This window comes from Bacteroidales bacterium (genome assembly GCA_035353855.1).
Taxonomy (GTDB): domain Bacteria; phylum Bacteroidota; class Bacteroidia; order Bacteroidales; family CG2-30-32-10; genus DAOQAK01.
On the sequence record DAOQAK010000028.1, the window covers coordinates 1 to 20,013 of the forward strand.

Annotated in this window: 13 protein-coding genes; 10 read left to right on the forward strand and 3 right to left on the reverse strand. The window is 33.6% G+C overall.

Translation table 11 applies throughout. From position 1 onward, the window contains the following. Positions 1 to 153: 153 nt before the first annotated feature. The 9 genes from PKK00_08495 (at position 154) to PKK00_08535 (ending at position 9,259) form a co-directional block, all read left to right on the forward strand. Entirely contained in the window at positions 154 to 1,923 is a 1,770-nt protein-coding gene (locus PKK00_08495; GenBank protein HNW98431.1) for an aryl-sulfate sulfotransferase, read from the forward strand. A gap of 132 nt (positions 1,924 to 2,055) precedes the next feature. Then, a complete protein-coding gene (locus PKK00_08500) occupies positions 2,056 to 3,330 on the forward strand; it encodes a two-component regulator propeller domain-containing protein (GenBank protein HNW98432.1) in 1,275 nt (424 codons plus the stop codon). A 41-nt stretch (positions 3,331 to 3,371) separates the two neighbouring features. Further along, complete coding sequence (locus PKK00_08505) at positions 3,372 to 5,675, forward strand: CotH kinase family protein (protein HNW98433.1); 2,304 nt, start codon at positions 3,372 to 3,374, stop codon at positions 5,673 to 5,675. Between the two features lie 15 nt (positions 5,676 to 5,690). After that, positions 5,691 to 6,092, forward strand: coding sequence for a hypothetical protein (locus PKK00_08510; protein ID HNW98434.1), 402 nt, complete (start codon positions 5,691 to 5,693; stop codon positions 6,090 to 6,092). 7 nt (positions 6,093 to 6,099) lie between these two features. Continuing rightward, the gene (locus tag PKK00_08515; GenBank protein ID HNW98435.1) at positions 6,100 to 6,588 is read left to right on the forward strand and encodes a hypothetical protein; all 489 of its coding nucleotides are present in this window, start codon (positions 6,100 to 6,102) and stop codon (positions 6,586 to 6,588) included. 17 nt (positions 6,589 to 6,605) lie between these two features. After that, entirely contained in the window at positions 6,606 to 7,094 is a 489-nt protein-coding gene (locus PKK00_08520) for a hypothetical protein (protein ID HNW98436.1), read from the forward strand. A 10-nt stretch (positions 7,095 to 7,104) separates the two neighbouring features. After that, complete coding sequence (locus PKK00_08525) at positions 7,105 to 7,863, forward strand: polyphosphate polymerase domain-containing protein (GenBank protein HNW98437.1); 759 nt, start codon at positions 7,105 to 7,107, stop codon at positions 7,861 to 7,863. Then, a complete protein-coding gene (locus PKK00_08530; GenBank protein HNW98438.1) occupies positions 7,850 to 8,584 on the forward strand; it encodes a DUF4956 domain-containing protein in 735 nt (244 codons plus the stop codon). Before PKK00_08525 ends, PKK00_08530 begins: the two co-directional genes overlap by 14 nt. A 9-nt stretch (positions 8,585 to 8,593) precedes the next feature. Further along, positions 8,594 to 9,259 carry a DUF2490 domain-containing protein gene (locus tag PKK00_08535; GenBank protein ID HNW98439.1) on the forward strand — a complete coding sequence of 222 codons (666 nt, stop codon included), beginning with the start codon at positions 8,594 to 8,596 and terminating at the stop codon, positions 9,257 to 9,259. Here the strand turns inward: PKK00_08535 and PKK00_08540 are convergent. The 3 genes from PKK00_08540 to PKK00_08550 form a co-directional block, all read right to left on the reverse strand. Continuing rightward, positions 9,244 to 10,677 carry an AAA family ATPase gene (locus PKK00_08540; protein HNW98440.1) on the reverse strand — a complete coding sequence of 478 codons (1,434 nt, stop codon included), beginning with the start codon at positions 10,675 to 10,677 and terminating at the stop codon, positions 9,244 to 9,246. The genes PKK00_08535 and PKK00_08540 overlap by 16 nt on opposite strands. A gap of 14 nt (positions 10,678 to 10,691) precedes the next feature. Next, positions 10,692 to 13,037 carry a BamA/TamA family outer membrane protein gene (locus PKK00_08545; protein HNW98441.1) on the reverse strand — a complete coding sequence of 782 codons (2,346 nt, stop codon included), beginning with the start codon at positions 13,035 to 13,037 and terminating at the stop codon, positions 10,692 to 10,694. Between the two features lie 136 nt (positions 13,038 to 13,173). Further along, on the reverse strand, positions 13,174 to 18,780 hold the full coding sequence (locus tag PKK00_08550; GenBank protein ID HNW98442.1) for a fibronectin type III domain-containing protein: 5,607 nt from the start codon (positions 18,778 to 18,780) through the stop codon (positions 13,174 to 13,176). Between the two features lie 460 nt (positions 18,781 to 19,240). Between PKK00_08550 and PKK00_08555 the strand changes: the two genes are divergently transcribed. Further along, positions 19,241 to 19,804 (forward strand): 1-acyl-sn-glycerol-3-phosphate acyltransferase, encoded by a 564-nt coding sequence (locus PKK00_08555; GenBank protein HNW98443.1) that lies wholly within the window; start codon positions 19,241 to 19,243, stop codon positions 19,802 to 19,804. Positions 19,805 to 20,013 lie beyond the last annotated feature (209 nt).

A 20,013-nucleotide genomic window follows, 5' to 3' on the forward strand; every position in this document is an offset into this window, starting at 1 on the left:
AGGTTTTAGTTAATATCTCTATATTTAATTTCTTAATTCAACCCTTGATTCGCATAAATAATAAATGTATTTTAATACAACTATTTTTTTATTTTTTATAAAATTACTTCATGTAAAGATTAATTAAAATTATAAAACTGAAAACCAAAGCGTATGAAAAAACATTTTTTACTAACTATTTTTGCAGTGTGTTTCTGGGCAATACCGGGAATTTTTGCACAACAACAGGAATCATATACTTTTTGTGCCAACAGCAGTTATACTTATTTGCTTGATACTAATGCCACTACTTCTTCAAGCTATTACCAGCGATTTAATACAGGCACTACTTCATATTGTGCTCATTTTTATCATGACACAATATATACCACATCCGGCAGCGGCAGTGCAGCAGGTGGATATGGCTCAGTAAAAAAATACGCATGGACAGGAAACAACACAGTTTCTAGTACCTGGACATATACTGTAAGTGGCGCTCACCATGATATCTGCCCTATGCCTAATGGTAACGTATTGATAATTGTTGATGAAACCATAAATCTTTCAACTTATGGCGGTTCAAGCACAAGTGTAAGTTCTCCTATAATTAAAGAAATAAAACCTACCGGTACTACTACAGGAACTGTTGTTTGGGAATGGCACCTGAAAAATCATCTTTGTCAAACAACATCTTCTTCCAATACTTATGCTACTTACGTAACCGATGTTAAACAACATCCTGAATTATTTTATGTAGGCTGCACAACCAATGGAGGTGTAACATCTGACTGGTTCCATGCAAATGGTATTGATTATAATCCAACTCTTGATCAGATTGTATGGTGCTCCCATATTAAAAATGAAATTTATGTAATTGACCATAGTACTACTACGGCACAGGCAGCCACACATGCCGGAGGTAATTCAGGAAAAGGTGGCGATTTCCTTTACAGATGGGGCAGCCCTGAAAATTACGGATGCACTACTGATGGTAATGGTGTTTCACTTAGTATTATACATGATGCACGCTGGGTTCCGGCAACAAATTCTGTTTGGCCTAATTATATCAGTGTTTTTCATAATGGCGGATGTAAAAGTGGAAAAGGATGTGTTTTACATTTACCAACTTATTCTACAACTGATCCGTATAATTATACGTACACTGCAGGTTCTGTGGTAGGTCCTACTACAGCTGTTACTCCAACAACTAAATCGTTTGATGTACAAAATCAAGGCGGTTGTATGGCTTTGGATAATGGAAATGTTTTAATTACAAGCCCTAATTCGGCTTTTTATGAAACCAGAAATAGTTCAACACCGTTGCAAAGTATTACAGTTGGCACAATACAATCTGACCGGCTTAAAAAAGTTGAGGTATTTGGTCCATGGTTTTTAACGGCAAGCATCCCATCCGTTACACATTGTGCAAATAGCGCAATATCATTAACTTTTACAAAAAAAGATGCACCTGTTGTTACCAGCCCTACTTACACTTATTCCTGGTCTTCCTCGCCATCTACTGCAACATTTTCATCAACTACTGCACAAAACCCAACTGTTACTCCTACGGCTGCCGGAAATTATACTTTTACAGTTACGGTAACAATGACAGGAACATTTAATTCCACAACAATTACTACCACAACTACAGCTTCGGTTACAGCAGTTGTTGATGCATGTACTGATGTTCAAGAAAATCCAATAAAAGGAACAGAATTAAATTTATTCCCAAATCCAACAACCGGTACAATAAATTTGAATGATGAATTTACTGAAGATAATAATTTTGAAGTATTCGTTTATAATTCTTATGGCGAAATAATCATACAGGAAAAAAATTCAAAACTATTAGATCTATCAGCATATTCAAATGGTATTTATTATATTACCGTAAAATCTGAAAATAAAAATATAGTTAATAAGAAAATAGTTATAATGAAATAATCAATAAACTTTTCATTCTCTCTTCAGATAAATAACTGAAGAGAGAATGATTTTATTTTTTTAATAAAAAGGCGTTGTTATAATATTTTGAAATTTATTAAATAAATCAAAAGACAATAAAAAACCAAAACGATGAAAAAATTTTACTTTGCAACATTATGCATAATAATGTTTGGAGCTGTAAACTTAAATGCTCAAAAAGCATTATTCACAAATTACACCACTAGCAATAGTCAGTTGCCTAATGATAAGGTAAGTGCTGTTGCTGTTGACGCCAACGATAACATATGGGCTGCAACTGACGGAGGTGTAGTAAAATTTGATGGAGCAACCAACTGGACCATTTATAACATGAGCAATAGCGGATTTCCAAATGATTATATCATTAGCATTGCTGTTGATAAGAATAATAATATCTGGGCCGGAACTGATGGTGATGGAGTATTATTTTATAATCAAACTGCAAATACCTGGACCACATACAATGCATCAAATACGTCTAATGGACTTTGCGATAACGCTATTTATTATATTGCCGCTAACAATGATGGTTATATATGGTTTGGTTCACATGGTAACGGTGCATCAAAGTTAAAATTAAGCGACATGACATGGACCACTTATAAAACAGAATTACCTCAAAACGATATGAGCAACCCTGCATCAATCTTTCATATATATGTTGATGCTTCAAATTATACATGGTTTTCGACTGATTATGGGTTATCATATTACAATAATACTACATTTACTACAATAGATACTACTGGGTCAATAGGTAATTCTAATACCACTTTTGCTATTGACGGAAATAACAACAGATGGGCTGGTGTTCCTGTAAAAGGTGTTGATAAATTAAACTCATCAAATGTATTTGTTGCAAACTATGATAAAGACAACGGCTTAGACGATGCCGGTGTTACTGATATTAAATTTGATTCACAAGGAAACTTATGGATAGCACAGTTTACATCATATGGACCATCAGTAGTAGTTGGAGGTATAACAAAATTTGATGTTACAGATGGAAGTGGAGTTACCTATTCTGAAACCCAGGGTTTAAATAGCGAATTTGTAAACAGGATTGCTATTGACAGTGATGATAATATCTGGCTTGCTACCGACGGAGGACTATCAAAATACCCAAATTCTGGTGATGGCATAAATGAAAATTACAGCAACAATTTTCTTGATATTTATCCTAATCCTGCCCAAGATTATCTGAATATTAATGGCAATATAAATTCAGGTGTTGTAGAAATATCAGATATTGCAGGACGTAGCGTGCTAAGTCAATCTATTTATTCATCTGTAAAAATTAATATTGCAAATCTTGTTGATGGAATTTATTTCATTAAAATAACTGAAGATGGAAAAACTTACAACGGAAAATTTATAAAAGAATAAATAATTACTCCGAAATTCGTAAAAATATTTAAATACTTGTAGTGAAAACAAAATTCCTAGCGCTTTATACTATTTTATCGGCTTTTATTGTTAACCCAATATTTTCCCAGGACGAACTATATAATACAAATAGCGTAAGAGAAATTCGCATATATTTCCAGGAAAGCAACTGGGACCATATACTGGATAGTTTACATCTTAATGTTGGTGAAGATGGACGTTTGCTTGGAAACATTTCTATTGACGGAAATATGTTGAATGGTGTAGGTGTTCGCTATAAGGGTTTCAGTTCATGGGGTGTAAACCAAGAAAAAACTCCTTTCAATATTGATCTTGAATATACCATCAATAATCAAAATTATAAGGGTTACACTAAACTGAAACTTGGCAATGTAATAGAAGACCCGTCATTTGTCAGAGAAGTGCTTTCTTATGAAATGATAAGAAAATATATGCCAGCATCGCTTACCGGTTATGCAAACGTTTATGTTAATGATACATTGATTGGTTTATATACCAATGTAGAAGCCGTTGATAAAAATTTTCTCGACAAACATTTTAATTCTCAAAATAATAGTTTTTTTAAGGGCGCTCCTGAAACTTTAAATTATTCAACTTTTGAGGATAACGCTGACCTTAATTATCATGGAACAGATACAGCAGCTTATAAACCATATTATAAACTTGAATCGGATAATTCGGAAACAAGTTGGCTCGACCTGGTAAGATTGATTAATATCTTAAATAACGATACCATAAATCTGGATACTATATTAAATGTTGACAGAGCATTATGGATGCATGCGATAAATTACACTTTAGTTAACCTTGATAGTTATATAGGATATTCTCAGAATTATTATTTGTACATGGATGATAACGGCAGATTCAATCCTATTCCCTGGGATTTTAATATGTCGTTTGGAAGTTTTAGAGAAACAGATGGTATAAATGCAAGTATCACTTTAGATGATACAAAATCATTGAATCCTTTAAGCATGATTGTTTATTCACATTCAACAAAACGCCCTTTAATAGTTAACCTTATTCAAAATTCCACTTATAAAAGAATGTATTTGGCACACATGCGCACTATCATCAATGAAAATTTAAGAAATAACTTATACTATACACGGGGACAGGAATTACAAAATATGATTGATGGCAATGTACAAAATGATCCTAATAAATTTTATGGATATCAATTTTTTCACTCTAACCTTGATACTACAGCAAAGCTAAGTAGCTCCCATAAAATTATAGGACTAAAAGAATTAATAAATGCCCGCATAGCATACCTTGATACATTCCCCGGTTTCCAAGGCGCTCCAGTAATTAGTGATATTACCGAACCTGATTATCCCATTCAAGGTAATGATACATGGATTACAGCAAAAGTATCGGGAGGAAATGAAGTTCTTCTTGGATATCGTTTTAAAACAAATGGTATCTTTAAAAAAATTCATATGTACGACGACGGCAACCATCATGATGGAAATGCAGGCGATGGAGTTTTTGGAACCAGTTTTATTTTGTCAGGAACTACCGTTCAGTATTACATTTACGCACAAAACGACAGTGCCGGAATTTTTTCGCCCGAAAGAGCCGAATATGAATTTTACAATATTCAACCAAAACTAAGACCCGGCGACATTGTATTCAATGAAATAATGACTCAGAACTCTTCTTTCTCTAACATTACCGATCAGGATGGTGAGCACGATGCATGGATAGAAATTTTTAATACTACAGGCGAGAAACAAAATTTAAAAAATTTATATTTATCCGATGAAGACTGGAACCTTACTAAATGGGCTTTTCCAGATACATCAATTGATAAAAATAGTTTCCTGATTATTTGGGCTGATAATGATAATTCTCAAAACGGGTTACATACTAATTTTTCTCTACCTGAAAATAACCGAAAACTTTTTTTATCATATGGTAATAATCAATTAATAGATACAGTAAGATACGGAGTACAAGAAGATGATAATACTTATGGTCGTTATCCAAATGGGTATGGTCCTTTTGTATTTATGCAACCCACTTTTGCAAAACATAATTATGTAGGCACAACTCCTCCTGTATCGGATTTTCTGCTATATCCTAATCCTGCTACAAGCAGTATTTATATGGATATACCCAATCCTGAAGATTACCATTCCTATTCGATTTATAATTCCATAGGTCAAAAAATAATCTCCGGTGATTTTAATTTTGAAGCATCACCTCTTTCTTCAGCAAAATATAAGATTGATGTCTCTGATTTAAATAAAGGAATATATATAATAAAAGCTTCTACAACTTATAAATCTGTTTTTAAAAAATTTGTAATTAAATAAAAAATCAACATATATATGAAACGATTTGCAGTACTTCTTACAATTATAGCTTTAACAAGTTTTTTATTTTCCTGTGAAAAGGATCCAGGAGAAGGTGGAAATTCTTCAATCTACGGTAAAGTTTATGTAAAGAATTATAACGGAACTTTCACTGTGCTCCAGGGAGAATACTACGGACCGGATGAAGATGTATATATTATTTATGGTGACGCAATCAGTTACGGGCAACATACAAAAACAAACTATGACGGCACTTATGAATTCAAATACCTGAGACCCGGAAAATATAAAGTATATGTATATTCCAAAGACTCAACATTACAGGAACCTTCAGGGGTTATACCTATAATTAAAGAAGTTGAAATTACCGATAAAAAACAGGATGTTCAGGTTAATGATATAATCATTTTTAAATAACAGAACCATGAAAAAAATATTTTATATACTACTTTGTGTAATGATATCTAATGCTGTATTTTCACAAAGCAAAAAACAAGTTAAAGAATTTAAAATAAAATCAACAACTACATGGAATGCAAATAATAATTCCAGCGGCACTGCAAATCCCGTAAAAGATACCTACGAAGAATTTGATAAAAGTGGACGTACTACTTTGTTTATTGAATATAAAGCTGATGGTACTATTAAATACAAAAAAAGTGTTGTATATAATTCCAATGGGGATGAAATCGAAAAATGCGAATATGACGCAACTGGTTTATTAAAAAAAACAGTTACAACATATAATGCCAATGAAGATAAACAAAGCGAAACATTTACTGATGGAAAGGGAAACATTATAAAAAAATGCACTTTTACATACGACACGAAAGGATTAAGGTTGACAAAACAAACATATAATGCTTCAAATATTCTTGTGTCAGTAAAGAAATATGTTTACACTTACGAATAATTCTAAAAAATAATTCAATGAAGAAACTTTTTTATATACTACTTTGTGTAATGATATCTAATGCTGTATTTTCACAAAGCAAAAAACAAGTTAAAGAATTTAAAATAAAATCAACAACTACATGGAATGCAAATAATAATTCCAGCGGCACTGCAAATCCCGTAAAAGATACCTACGAAGAATTTGATAAAAGTGGACGTACTACTTTGTTTATTGAATATAAAGCTGACGGTACCATTAAAAATAAAAAGACCAAAGTATATAATACCAGTGGTGATGAAACCGAAGAATGCAAATATGATGCAGCCGGGATAACCGAGAAAACGGTATATACATACAATGCTAATGGTGATAAAGCAAGTGAAACCATTTCTGATGGAAAAGGAACCATCACTAAAAAAATATTATATACATATGATGTAAAAGGTTTGACTTTAACAAAACAAACTTACAATGCTTCTAATGTCCTGATATCCGTAAAAAAATATGTTTACTCTTATGAATAAATTTTAAAAATTGACCAATAAATTATCTGACATATTAAAAACCTTTCATACCATTACCCTTGCGGAAATGGATAATGTAAAACTGATGGACCGGACAGATACCAAGTTCGTGTTCAGAAGTGATTTCCTGCCTGTTCTTTTAAAAGATATGGTTGAACATTATCGTGTGCTTGAAGTAAATGGAATTATCCCTAACCGTTACGAAACTTTATACTTTGATTCCGAGAAGCTCGATTTTTACAGGCAGCATCACAACGGAAAACTTAACAGGTATAAAGTTCGCTACCGCCAATATGTGGAATCGCAACTTAATTTCTTTGAAATAAAATTCAAAAGCAATAAACGCAGAACTATAAAAGAGCGTGTAAAACGGAAAAAAATACATGAAGAAATAGAAGGTAAAGCTGAGGAATTACTTTCCAATACTACACAAATATGTCCCGAATCGCTGGTACCTCAATTATGGGTATATTATTACCGTATGACATTTGTAAATAAATTAGGTGGTGAAAGGTTAACTGTTGATTTTGATTTAAGTTTTAAAGACGAAAACAACACTTCTTCCTATCCTGCATTAGTTATAGCTGAAGTAAAAAGAGGAAAATCGGGGCACTCCCCTTTTATTGAATTAATGAGAAAACATCATATTTCATCTGATTCCATTAGCAAATACTGCCTGGGGATTTTAAGCCTGAAACCCGATGTGAAAAAAAATCGATTTAAAATGAAATTAAGAACTATAAATAAACTGTGTTATGAGAAAAATTAAATTTGTTTTTACCTGTTTTCTTTTTATGCTTCTTTGCATGCCTGCAACGATCAGCGTAAAAGCACAAATGCCTGTTCCTACTGATGAAACTGTTCAAACAACAACAACTGACGATACAAATGCCAGCAATGAGAAGAAGAAAAAAGATAAGGATGTTATTGAAATCACCGATAAGTTTTTTTATAATCTTGGAATTAACCTCGCCAGTATTCTTCTGATTATTTTATTGGTATACTATCCTAACTACCGTAAAATGGAGTATATCTTTACTTATTTCATGTTTAATATTGTTATTTATCTTCTAACATATGTATTGAATGAAGTCAAAATATCAATGGGTGCGGCATTCGGGCTGTTTGCCGTTTTTTCAATGCTGCGATACCGTACCGAAGGAATTTCAATGAAAGACATGACTTATCTTTTCATTTTTATTGGAATGGGTTTGATTAGCGCTATACAGCTTGAATATTATGAGTTGTCAATTATCAATGGTATTTTAATTATTGTTACTTATATCATGGATGGAAATTTAATTTTCAAAAAAGAATTATCCAAATCCGTACAGTATGAAAATATTGAACTGATAAGACCTGAACGTCATACGGAATTAATTGAAGACCTTAAAAAACGTACAGGACTAAATATTCAACGAATTACCATTAGAAAAATTGATTTCTTACGCGATGTTGCTGTTGTAAGGATTTATTATTACGAAAAATAAATATTGAGTGTGAAGAAAATAATTGTTTATATATTTTTCCTGCTTTCAGGTTCAGGGCTGTTTGCACAAGTGAACGATGCCAGGTTATGGGCGTCTGTCAATATTGAGAAAAAGATTACCTCTTCTTTTTCATTCACCATTTCTGAAGAAATTAGAATGAACGAAAATATTTCTGAAGTGGGCTCATTCTTTACTGATGCCGGATTCAGGTATAAAATAAATAAACTGATACGCATATCGGCTAATTACCGCTTTACTAATAATCGCCAATTAGACAACTCATACAGCCAGCGTCATCGTTATTATTTCGACCTATCTTTACGAAAAAAAATAAAACCTGTAACTTTCACTTTCCGTACACGTTTTCAATCGCAGTATACGGATATTAATTGCAGCCCTGATTGGCAAGTTCCCGAATATTATACACGTAATAAGTTAACCATGGATTTCGACCTTGATAAAAAATATTCTCCTTTTATTTCAGCCGAAGCATATACACCTTTATTTTCAGGAAATGGATTATATATCGACAATGTACGTTATTGTGCCGGATTCGATTACCAGTTCAATCGCGCACACGAAATAGAATTATTCTATATGCTTCAAAAAGAATATAATGTCAACAATCCGCAGAATGACTATATTGTAGGCATTGGTTATTATTTTACCTTCTGATCGATCAATGTTTCAGGAGTATTGACAAGGTATAATTTTTCGGTAGCGCGGGTTACAGCGGTATAAAACCATCGTAAGAATTCTTGATTATAGCTGTTTTCAGCTAAATACCCAAAATCAACAAACACAGCTTTCCATTGTCCCCCCTGTGCTTTATGACATGTTACTGCATATGAAAATTTAACCTGTAATGCATTATAGAATTTATCTTCTCTTACTTTAGTCAGACGTTTTCGTTTCTCAGGAATATCAGCATAATCTTCAAGAATATTTTCATAAAGTTTTTTATTATTGGGATTACTTAATGCCGACTGCTCTGAAGTAATTGTATCGAGAAGAAGTATCGTATCAAACGACGATTCATCAGGAAAATCAACAAGTTTTATTTGTGCTTCGGCAAAACGAAACCCGTAAAGTTCTTTTGTGCTTTTTACTCTTTGTATTTTAATCATTTCTCCATTGGCAATAAATGCAGATGCTGAATTTTCGTTCAGCCAGAAATAATTATTCTTCACAACCATCATTAAATCGCCGCCTGAAATTTCGGACTCACGCCGCAGTATTCTTGCTCTTATCTGGGCATTAAAAATATTCGCTCTTTTATTCGAACGGCATAAAATTATTGTTTCCTCTTCCCCGTAATCGGTGTAAGCCTGCTGAATGGCATCTTCCAGCTCAGCACCATTAATAAAAAGAACGTCGGCGCAACTTTTTATTTTAGGTATATTATTTTTTTCTTCCTTAATTTTTTTTCTGATTATTGTTGCATTTTGAAGAATTCCCGACATACTCTCCTGCCTTACCACTTCTGTTAATTCATATGAACGTAATTGGATTCCAAAAGCAGCTTTCATATAATTCTCATCTAATGCGGGACTTGCTTCCATGCCTATTGGCGGTAATTGCGCGGTATCCCCGATTAACACCAGGCGGCAATTATTTCCGTTAAAAACATATTCCATTAAATCATCAAGCAATGAACGCATCGGGAAAAAGCCTACCCTGTCGCTTCCCGAATTATTCTGGATCATTGATGCCTCATCAACAATAAATAATGTATTCTTATGAAGATTAGGCAAAAGTATTAGTTGCATCGCGCCATCGGCACCGGGACGAAGTTTATATATTTTTTTATGAATGGTAAATGCCGGTTTCGCAGAATAATTCGATAACACTTTTGCTGAACGCCCTGTTGGCGCTAATAACATACATGAGTGGTTGTATTTTTCCAGTACATCAACTACCGATTTTACAATTGTAGTTTTGCCGGTACCTGCATATCCCTTCATTATTAATACATTTCTTTCTTCCCTGTCAAGAAGGAATTCTGCAGTAAGTTTTAAAAATTCGGATTGACCTTCAGTAGGCGTATAAGCGAAATTTTCGTGAAGCAATTTGTTCAATTCGGCATTAGTCATGGCTTTTATAAAAATTAGAAAGGATAACCTATTCCAAAGTTTATTGCAAAATCTTTTGGTTTAATATAATGCAGAACCCATCGTTGTCCTTCCGGATTTGCCGGATTCACTGCTTTTAAAGCAAAGTCAAAACGCAGGATAAAAAAGCTGAAGTCGAATCTCATTCCAAACCCTGTGCCTACTGCAACCTGTTTATAAAATGAAGAGGTAAATTCCGCTTCAGGCATGTTATCATTTTTTTTATTCAACCAAATATTTCCTGCATCAACAAAAAAAGCTCCTTTTAAATAACTGTATACAGGGAAACGATATTCCACATTACCCAGAAGGCTTATATCTCCCGTGCGACTCAGCAAATTTGTTTCTTCATCAGAATAGGAACCTGGTCCCAGTGAATACACCCTCCATGCCCTCATACCATTGGCACCACCGGCAAAAAAACTTTTTTCATAAGGAAGAACAATAGAATTCCCGTAAGCAATTCCTGCTCCCGCTATTCCGTGAAAAACCAAAGTATTTATTTTATCAAAAATAAAATAATGCCTGTAATCAATATCAGCACGGGCATACTGCGAATATTTAATATTAAACAGCTCATAGCTTCCATCAGCATTCTGATAATTTTTAAACCAAAGATTCTTCACTCTTAAAAGGTTTCCGGCCCACTCTGCATTCCCTTTGAAATAGCTAAAACTGGTATTCTTTTCCATTTTCTGATTACTGAAAATATAACTGAATTTTCCGGCAGTAATCATGTGGTCGATATAACTGTTTTTTATTTTAGGATCATTAATTGCTTCCAGCTGACTGTCGAAAGCAGGTGAAGTAGTTATTTTTACTGAATTTACATCAGCCGGATAAAAAAAGATTTTTTGATTTTTCGAGGGTTTGTATTCATACCCGTATGTAAAATTAATAACATAACGTGTATAATCGGAACGTTTCTGGTAATTCAAACCTGCAACAACATTGGTTTTAGGTATGAAATATTTTGAAAAACGTTCTTGTTTAACAGGTATAAGAAAAAATTTAGGAATATCCAGTCCGAAATCAATTCCTGTTTCAACAGTATTGAATGGCAGCACCTGTTCCAATCCAGTTTCATCAACGCTATCGCTTAATAATTTCTGAATTTCCATTGCCCCGCGAAATTTTATTTTAAAAATTTCAGCGCCACGGAAAATATTTTTATTCTGATATAATATATTTCCTGCTACGCCAAAATTTCCTGCTGTATTAGTCGATTCAACCTCGCCTGATATAGCTTGTATAGGAGTACGGGTTAATAAAATATCACAATCAAGAAGGTTAGTATCTTTTGATAATGTATCTTTTGATATAAAGAACTGTATGTTCACAAACTTAAAAAGTTTAATATCCATCAGTCGGTTGTATGTATCTTCAACATCGGTAAGTTTGTATTCATTTCCTTTTTTAAAGAACACCGATTGGGTTATTGTTTTTGGCTTTATCCTCAGTGTATCTTTATACACAAAAGTATATAAAGAAGGTGCAGCTGTTTTTTTTCGGGGCAAAGCCCAATACCGGAGTCTTTTATAATTAGCAGTATCCACATTGAACAGGCTGTAATCCGGGTAAATATTAATATTATTGATAGTATATCTTTTATGAATTGAAGGCACTACAGAATCGGAATGATTTTTTAGTTTTTCCACCGGATTCCTTATTCCCATTGTAATATCCAGTTGATGATTATTAAGAGCGCTGTCGATATCATACAATATATATTCTTTAGTAAAAAAGAAATATCCATCGTTTTTTATTTTTACTGTTAATCGTTCTCTTTCCGACTGGAGCACATCAACATCATAACGACCGCCTCTTTTCAGCAAACTATTCATTGTATCAGCAACTACCTGGCTTCTTATATATTCGTCTTCTATGTTATAAGCGATATTCCTAATGCAATAAGGTTTTGAAGTATGAACGATATATTTGATATTCGCCTTTTTTCTTTTATAATTAATTTTTGTTTGTACCTCCGAATTAAAAAATCCTTTTGAATTCAGGTAAAGCTTAATTTGTTTTATTGATTTTTGAGTCAATAATGTATCAAGGATAACAGGCGGCTCGCCAATATTGGCCCTGGCCTTCTTCCATAATACAGATGAATTGTATACGCCAAGATGAAAACGAAAAACTCCCAATATTCTCCGATTTGGCTTTTGTTTTATATAGCTTGATAAATCATCGGTACTGATATCGCTGTTATCGACTGAAACTTTATTCCTGTTTACCAGGTATTGACCATCGGCAATATTTTTTGTAGGATTACAGGAATAGAAAAACCAGGCACTGCAAAGTATAATGAAAAATAATATTTTTTTATAATGATTCACTAATTAGGAATTTCAGTTTTGTTATTTATGAATATTAATTGGAATTAAATGCAAATTTAAGAATTGTACGCTCTTAGAAAAATAAAAAACGGATGCATATATACATCCGTTTTCTAAACTGAAAAATATTAGTCGGTTAGTTCAATACAATTTTTTGAGTAATAATTTTTTCACCTTTTTTGTAATAAATAACATAGATGCCCTCACTGAAGGTAGAAGTATTAAGAGTTAACTGGTTCGTTCCTTCGTATGATATATCATCAATATTTATTAGTTTTTGTCCCTGGTTATCGAAAAGATATACAGAATAATCCTGTTCTCCATGTGCTTCAAATTTTACAATTATATTTTTGTTTTCGCCAACATAAGCTGTAAATGTATTTTCTTCATCATCATTAACACATCCCACTTTAACAGGACCATAATTTTTTGATTTACCATCATAATCCACTTGTATCAATCTATAATAAGAAGACTCTAATCCTTTAATCGTTTCGGAATAAGGCATATCATCAATTGCATAATAGTTTTTAGGAGTATTGCTATTACCCGAACCATTAACAGTTGTTATATATTCCCATAAATCAATATCTTTACTTCTTTCTATTTTAAAATAATCATTATTTATCTCACTGGCAGTTGTCCATGATAAAAATACTTTTGAATTTCTACACACAGCATTAAAGCTTAGAAGCTCAACAGGCAATGGATTATTTGAATTTGATAATACCCAATCCCTTGAAACATTATTACCAGAAACAGAATTAACCTGGTTATTTGCAGGGTCTGCAGTACCTGTTCCCGATCTTTTCCATTGTGAAGAAGAATTATCCCAATATTGAGCATAAAGTGAACTTTCAGTAATACCATTAAGGTCATTACTTCCGTCATAAGAAAAAGTATATGTTACAGTAGGGTTTGATGAATAACCGCTAAATGACGTTAAATAAAATCTATCAACAGCATTTGATGAATTATCACCGTATTTATTATTCATATTTGTTACAGTTTCAGGGTAACTTGGATAAGGATAATTGCTAGTACTTGTATGGTATATTGCTGCAGTAAAATACCCATTAGCACCAGTAGCCGTGGATGTAACATTTACTTTTAATGGAATATATGTTCCGCCGGTTGTACCAAAAGGTAGTGTATATTCACTTGCACTTGTGCCTAAATCATTCCATTGTATTCGGCTGGTACATGTATTTGTTGGTGTAGCGGATGAAGTAGACGATCCATTATTTAATGTTTCACTTACAATATATCCTGTTTGTGTCGTTCCATTACGGGCAATAGCCGAACTCGATGAACTTTCAATTGTTAGAGTATAGCTGTTAAGTTTAAATGCTCCATTAGTTAAAGTTAAATATGGGACACCATTGCTTGGAGGGTTTCCTGTATTGTAATTTATTGTACGATTATCATGTAATGTTACTCCCTTTGAAGCACCACTACTATTATCAATTTCTACATAAGAAGGACTGTAACTTGTTGAAAGAGGAAACTCATATTTACTTGTAGTTTGAGCATCCGTTCCATTATATTTTAATAATGCATTTCCTTTATATTCCAATGTATTAGTTCCTGTTATAGAACCGGAAGTTTGTCTATATATAAATTGGCTTGCTGTAGTATTTGTAAAAGTCCCATCATTATATATTTTACCTTCATCATATATTATATTATTATTTGTAAATGAAGAACTACCATCAATATACATACCTACTTCATAATCATCGTTATTTGTACTTGAATTTGTTATAGTACCATCGTTTGTTCCTCTTGAAATACCGCAAGCTGCTACTTCCTGTAATGCCAATGATCCTGTAGATTTAATATTAAAATTAGCACCACTTTTATTATTAAAAGTTGAACCATAATCAATAGCCGTTTCTGAATAATCATTATGTGTGCCATAATTGTTATAAGTTGACGAATAACATGTTACTCCATCAACCCCTATAAAAAGAACAGAATAATTATTAACTGTACCTCCCGAATAATTATTAAAAATGCCAGAATGGCCTATTAAATCTATAATACCAAAATTACATTTTGTTGTAACAACACTGCCATTTGCAATGGTTCCATAATTATCTAAATTATAAAAAGCTGCATAACCCCTAAAATAATAATTACCTGAAGATGCATAATAATAATGTCCCGATGAAATGGAAGGTGGATGATTTGTTATTGTTCCATAATTTGTAACTGTACTGGATAATGTTTTATCTTGAATGTTAATACCTCCATAAATTGCAATATATAAATAAATGCACTCAGATATTTTTGAAAAACTGCCTCCATAATTATCAATAGTACCATAATTTATTATTTTAGCCCCAGATGCGGTACTTGAAAGGGTAAGTGTCCCACCTGTATTTATTGTAATTGTTCCATTATTTATTAAAGTTCCTGTTCCATTAATAACTAACCCTTTATTATCCCATGCACTAACTTGAGAACCCCCAACCGAAACTGTTATTGTTCCATTATTTGTAACAACATAACCATTACCATAAGTAATAGCATTGTTTGATATTGCTAATGTTCCATTAGCATCTACAATTGTATTTGGAGCAGTAATATCAGCATTTAAAGTAATAGTATGACCACTTTGTATCCTTGCACAACAACAGTTACTTGAAGTAGGTGTTGTAGAAGTGCCACTCCATGATGAACCGTCAGAACTTCTTTCCCAAGTACCTGTAGAACTAATACTCCAGTTACCTGAACTTATTGATCTATAATAATAATAACTACCTCCACCACAACTAGTACATGTAAAATTAATCGATGAAGTCCATGAACTGTATGCGCTGCTACCGCAATTAGAGCGCACCCATACATAATAAATTTGACCAGGTGTTAATCCCCCAATTGTATATGTAGTAATTCCAGCACCAACAGAAGCAGAAGGTGTTGTTCCACCAGTAGGCGCTGATGATGAAGTACTATAATAAATATTATAACCAGAACTTGGAGCAGGGCTTGCAGCAGTCCAGGTAATAACAGCCGATGTTTGAGTTACCGATGACGATGTAAGGTTTGTTGGAGTAGAACAAGAACTTACTGTTACACCTGTTGTACCAGAACAACCCGTTGCATCCACAGTAAATGTAATTGTAGAAGAACCTGCCGAAACCCCTGTTACAACTCCGCCGCTACTTATTGTTGCTACTCCTGTATTACTGCTACTCCATGTTCCGGGAGTTATACTTCCTGTCAAAGTTGTTGTACCTCCAACTACAACCGATGTTGTTCCGCTTATTGTAGGATTTGAATTTACTGTTCCGGTTGAAGAAACAGCAGTACTCCAACATGTTCCATTATAAGCCCTAACATACATAGTATATGTTCCTGCTGCTGTAGAAGATGTGTATGTAGATGCAGAATTAAGCGCAGTTGAAGTCTCAGTTGCAGAATTTTCCCAATAACATGTACAACTTGCAGGACATGTACCTTGAGTAAACGTAACACCTGTCCCTTCACATTTTGGAGAATTGCTTGTAATAGAACCAGGTGATGAAGGAGCACTTATAACTGTAATTGTTGCATCTGCATATGAATCAGTACAAGGCGAATTACTTATTGTCCATCTTACCACGTAACTTCCTGCACCACCGCTTGGAGTAAATGTTGTATTATAAGTGGAAGTACTTGCAAATTGTGATGATGAAGTACTTGGCCCGCTTTGAACAGTCCATGTGCCAGTTCCCGCCGTGGGATTATTTCCCGATAGGGTTCCGCTTGCCCCATCACAAATAGTTTGCGCTGAACCATTGGTTGCAGTGGTTGGAGTAGCTGTTATTGTTACCGCACCTGATACATCACTTGTAATAGTACAACCTTCCGAATTAGTTACTACAACATAATAATATAATGTTCCATCGGTTGTTGTAGGCGGAGTATATGAATTACTGTTTGTACCAACTGTAGTTCCACCTGAATTTGATGCTGTTGAATTTTTATACCATTGATATGTGCTTATTGAGCCACTTCCTGCTGTAGCACTAACTGTGAGCGCACTCGCTGTAGCCCCATGACAATATGTTACAGGTGTTGTAGCCGGGGCAGTACATGTTGGATTAGTGCAAGACGGACAATATGTTAAGCTTATATAATCAACGGCAGGGTATGCATTTGGAGCAACTCCATTATTGACAAATGTAAATACCAATCTTACTGTTGTTCCTGCCAATGAAGTTAAATCGATTGGTGTTATTGCAGTATAGTTTGCATATGTATTTGAAGTATTCTCATATTTCATTGTAAAACCAGTCCCGCCAGATGTTCCATATGTAGGAGTATTCGAAGTTGTTGTTGTATAAACTCTGAAATAATCATTTCCATTATCGGCAACAGGATATTTTAAATAGAATGATAGAGATACATTTGTTGCACCAGTAGGGATAGCAATGTCTCTATAAAAATGCACAACTCTTAAAGTAGTGCTACCAGTATAACCAGTTGACGTTGGTCCAAAAAAAGCAGCTTTTCCACCTGTTGCTCCGGTACACCCAGCAGCTGTTCCAACATACCATGTAGGACCTGTAGATCCAACAACTGTCCATCCATTTGCTGCAAAAGTAGATGTAGCATTTTCAAAACCGCCAACACCAGTTGGATCAAGTAATGTAGTGGGGGAAGAGCAGGTAATGGTTTGTGTCCCCCCAGCTGTAGTTGAGCCCGATTTTGAAGCCGAACTAAAAGTAAAATTACTAGTTGTAAGAGCGCTAATATTAATATTTTTTCCAATAGTAGCACCACTTGCAACATCGGCTGTAATAAAAATATATCCAGTGGAACCACTGCTAATAGCCTGCGATGTAAAAGACGGAAAGGTTTTAGCACCGGCTGTTCCCGGAGTGGTATATGTACTTAATGTTGCGTCGCCAGCATCAAGTGTAGCATCAGTTGAATAACGGACTTTAATATTAGTAATATCAGCCGAAACGTAATTACCTGCAGTAGTACATGTCATTCCTGTAAGTGTAGCACTTCCTCCTGTAACAGCTAAAGCTGATTTATGTAAAACAACAGCACTAGTTCCTGCTACCACAGAAGCCGCTGTTACCTGTGTGCCATTATCTGATAAAGCAATAGAAGGACCTGAAGAACTTGTTGTTCCTGATATCACAACTGATTTATTTCTAAAAAGTGAAATACTTTCATAAGAATGATAACCATAAACCCTTAATGTAAGTGTACCACCATCAGCAACTAATATACTTAAATCACTACTAATTGTTGTTTGAGTCAAAGTGTTTGTAACATTAATTGTACTACCTGCCTGAGTAAATGAAGCACCATCAAGAGAATAATAAACATCGGCATACATTGTCCATGTAGCCGTACTTGTACTAGTATATAACGATATACTTGTTACAGTTAAATCATAACCACTAGAAGGAGATATTGTATATTCAAAGTAATCTGTAAAATCTTTCGAAGAACTATTAGTCCAGCTATTTGCATACATCCCATTTGATCCATAATTAATTGTTCCGATCCCAGTTCCACCAGTAGCATTTGTAGCAGTTACACTTCCGGAAGTTGACACTGGAGCATTACTAGTTAAAGCCCAAGTTGCAGATGCAGCCTGTCCAAACCCAACATTACTAATTGCAAACATTTGCAAAGTAACAAGGGTGATAGCTATAAGCTTTGTTTTAGTTTTCCCCAACATAGGCATGTTGAGTAGAAACTTCAAATAACGAATGGGAGTATATGTTTTCATAATTGTATGTTTTTCATTTACAGCTATAAGTATAAACCATACTTTCTGTCATTTTTGATGGTCCACATCTTATTGTATACAAATATATAATAAAATATGGCAACAATCAATACGTATTTACACTTAGACAAATTTGGTAATTTAAGACATATAAAGGCACATAAGAGTAGTAAATATCTGCATGGATAAGATAGCAATAATTACCAAAGTGCATATAAATCGATATTTTCAGATATGCAATATCATGCATATCTATATATTCAATTTATACCATAAGAGTAAAATATATATATTTTCAGTAATTAACTATTATTTATATAATATTTAATATCATTTAGTTACATGTTAATAAAAAGTTTGTGATTTGTTAATATTTTTTTTATTATTCAGAAAAAATTCTGCTCTTTTAAAGTATTTAAGAAGAGCTATTCAAATTATAAATACTTTTGCAGAATATATTATGAGAATAATTTCTGCAATACTTCTTTGGGTCAGCGGATGGAAAATAAAAGGTTCATTCCCGGCTGACATTAAAAAATGTGTTATTATTTCTGCTCCGCATACATCGGGATGGGATTTTTTTTATGGCCGCATTGGCACATACTACCTGCGGGTAACCCATCTTAAATTCATGATTAAAAAAGAAATGTTTAAATTCCCTCTTGGTGGATTACTAAAGGCTTTAGGCGCAATTCCTGTCGATCGCAAAGCCAATAACAACACCATCATTGCTATTGATAAAATGTTTAATGAAAACGAAAATTTCAGGTTAATCATTACTCCTGAAGGTACCCGAAAATTAAATAAAAACTGGAAAAAAGGTTTTTACCATATTGCACTTTCAGCCAAAGTTCCTATAGTAATGAGTTATGTTGATTACAGGAAAAAAGAAGGAGGCATAGGACCTGTGCTCTATCCTACCGGTAACTATGAAGAAGATTTTAAAATAATCACCGATTTTTACAAAACCAAAACAGCCAAATATCCTGAAAATTATAACCTTTCGCCTCAACACCAAAAGTAATTTCAGATTTACGAATTGCAATAAATCATGTAAATAGTTTATTGTTATTTATTAAATGTGATTAAGCAAATATACCGTCCGCCTTCATTGTAGAGCTAATGAGGCTGGTAGTCACTACACTTATCAACTAAAAACTTTTTAACTAAAGCGGTAGTGCCGATGGCACATTTGATCATGTTATTGTTTCATTGTACCAAGCGGTTGTCCTT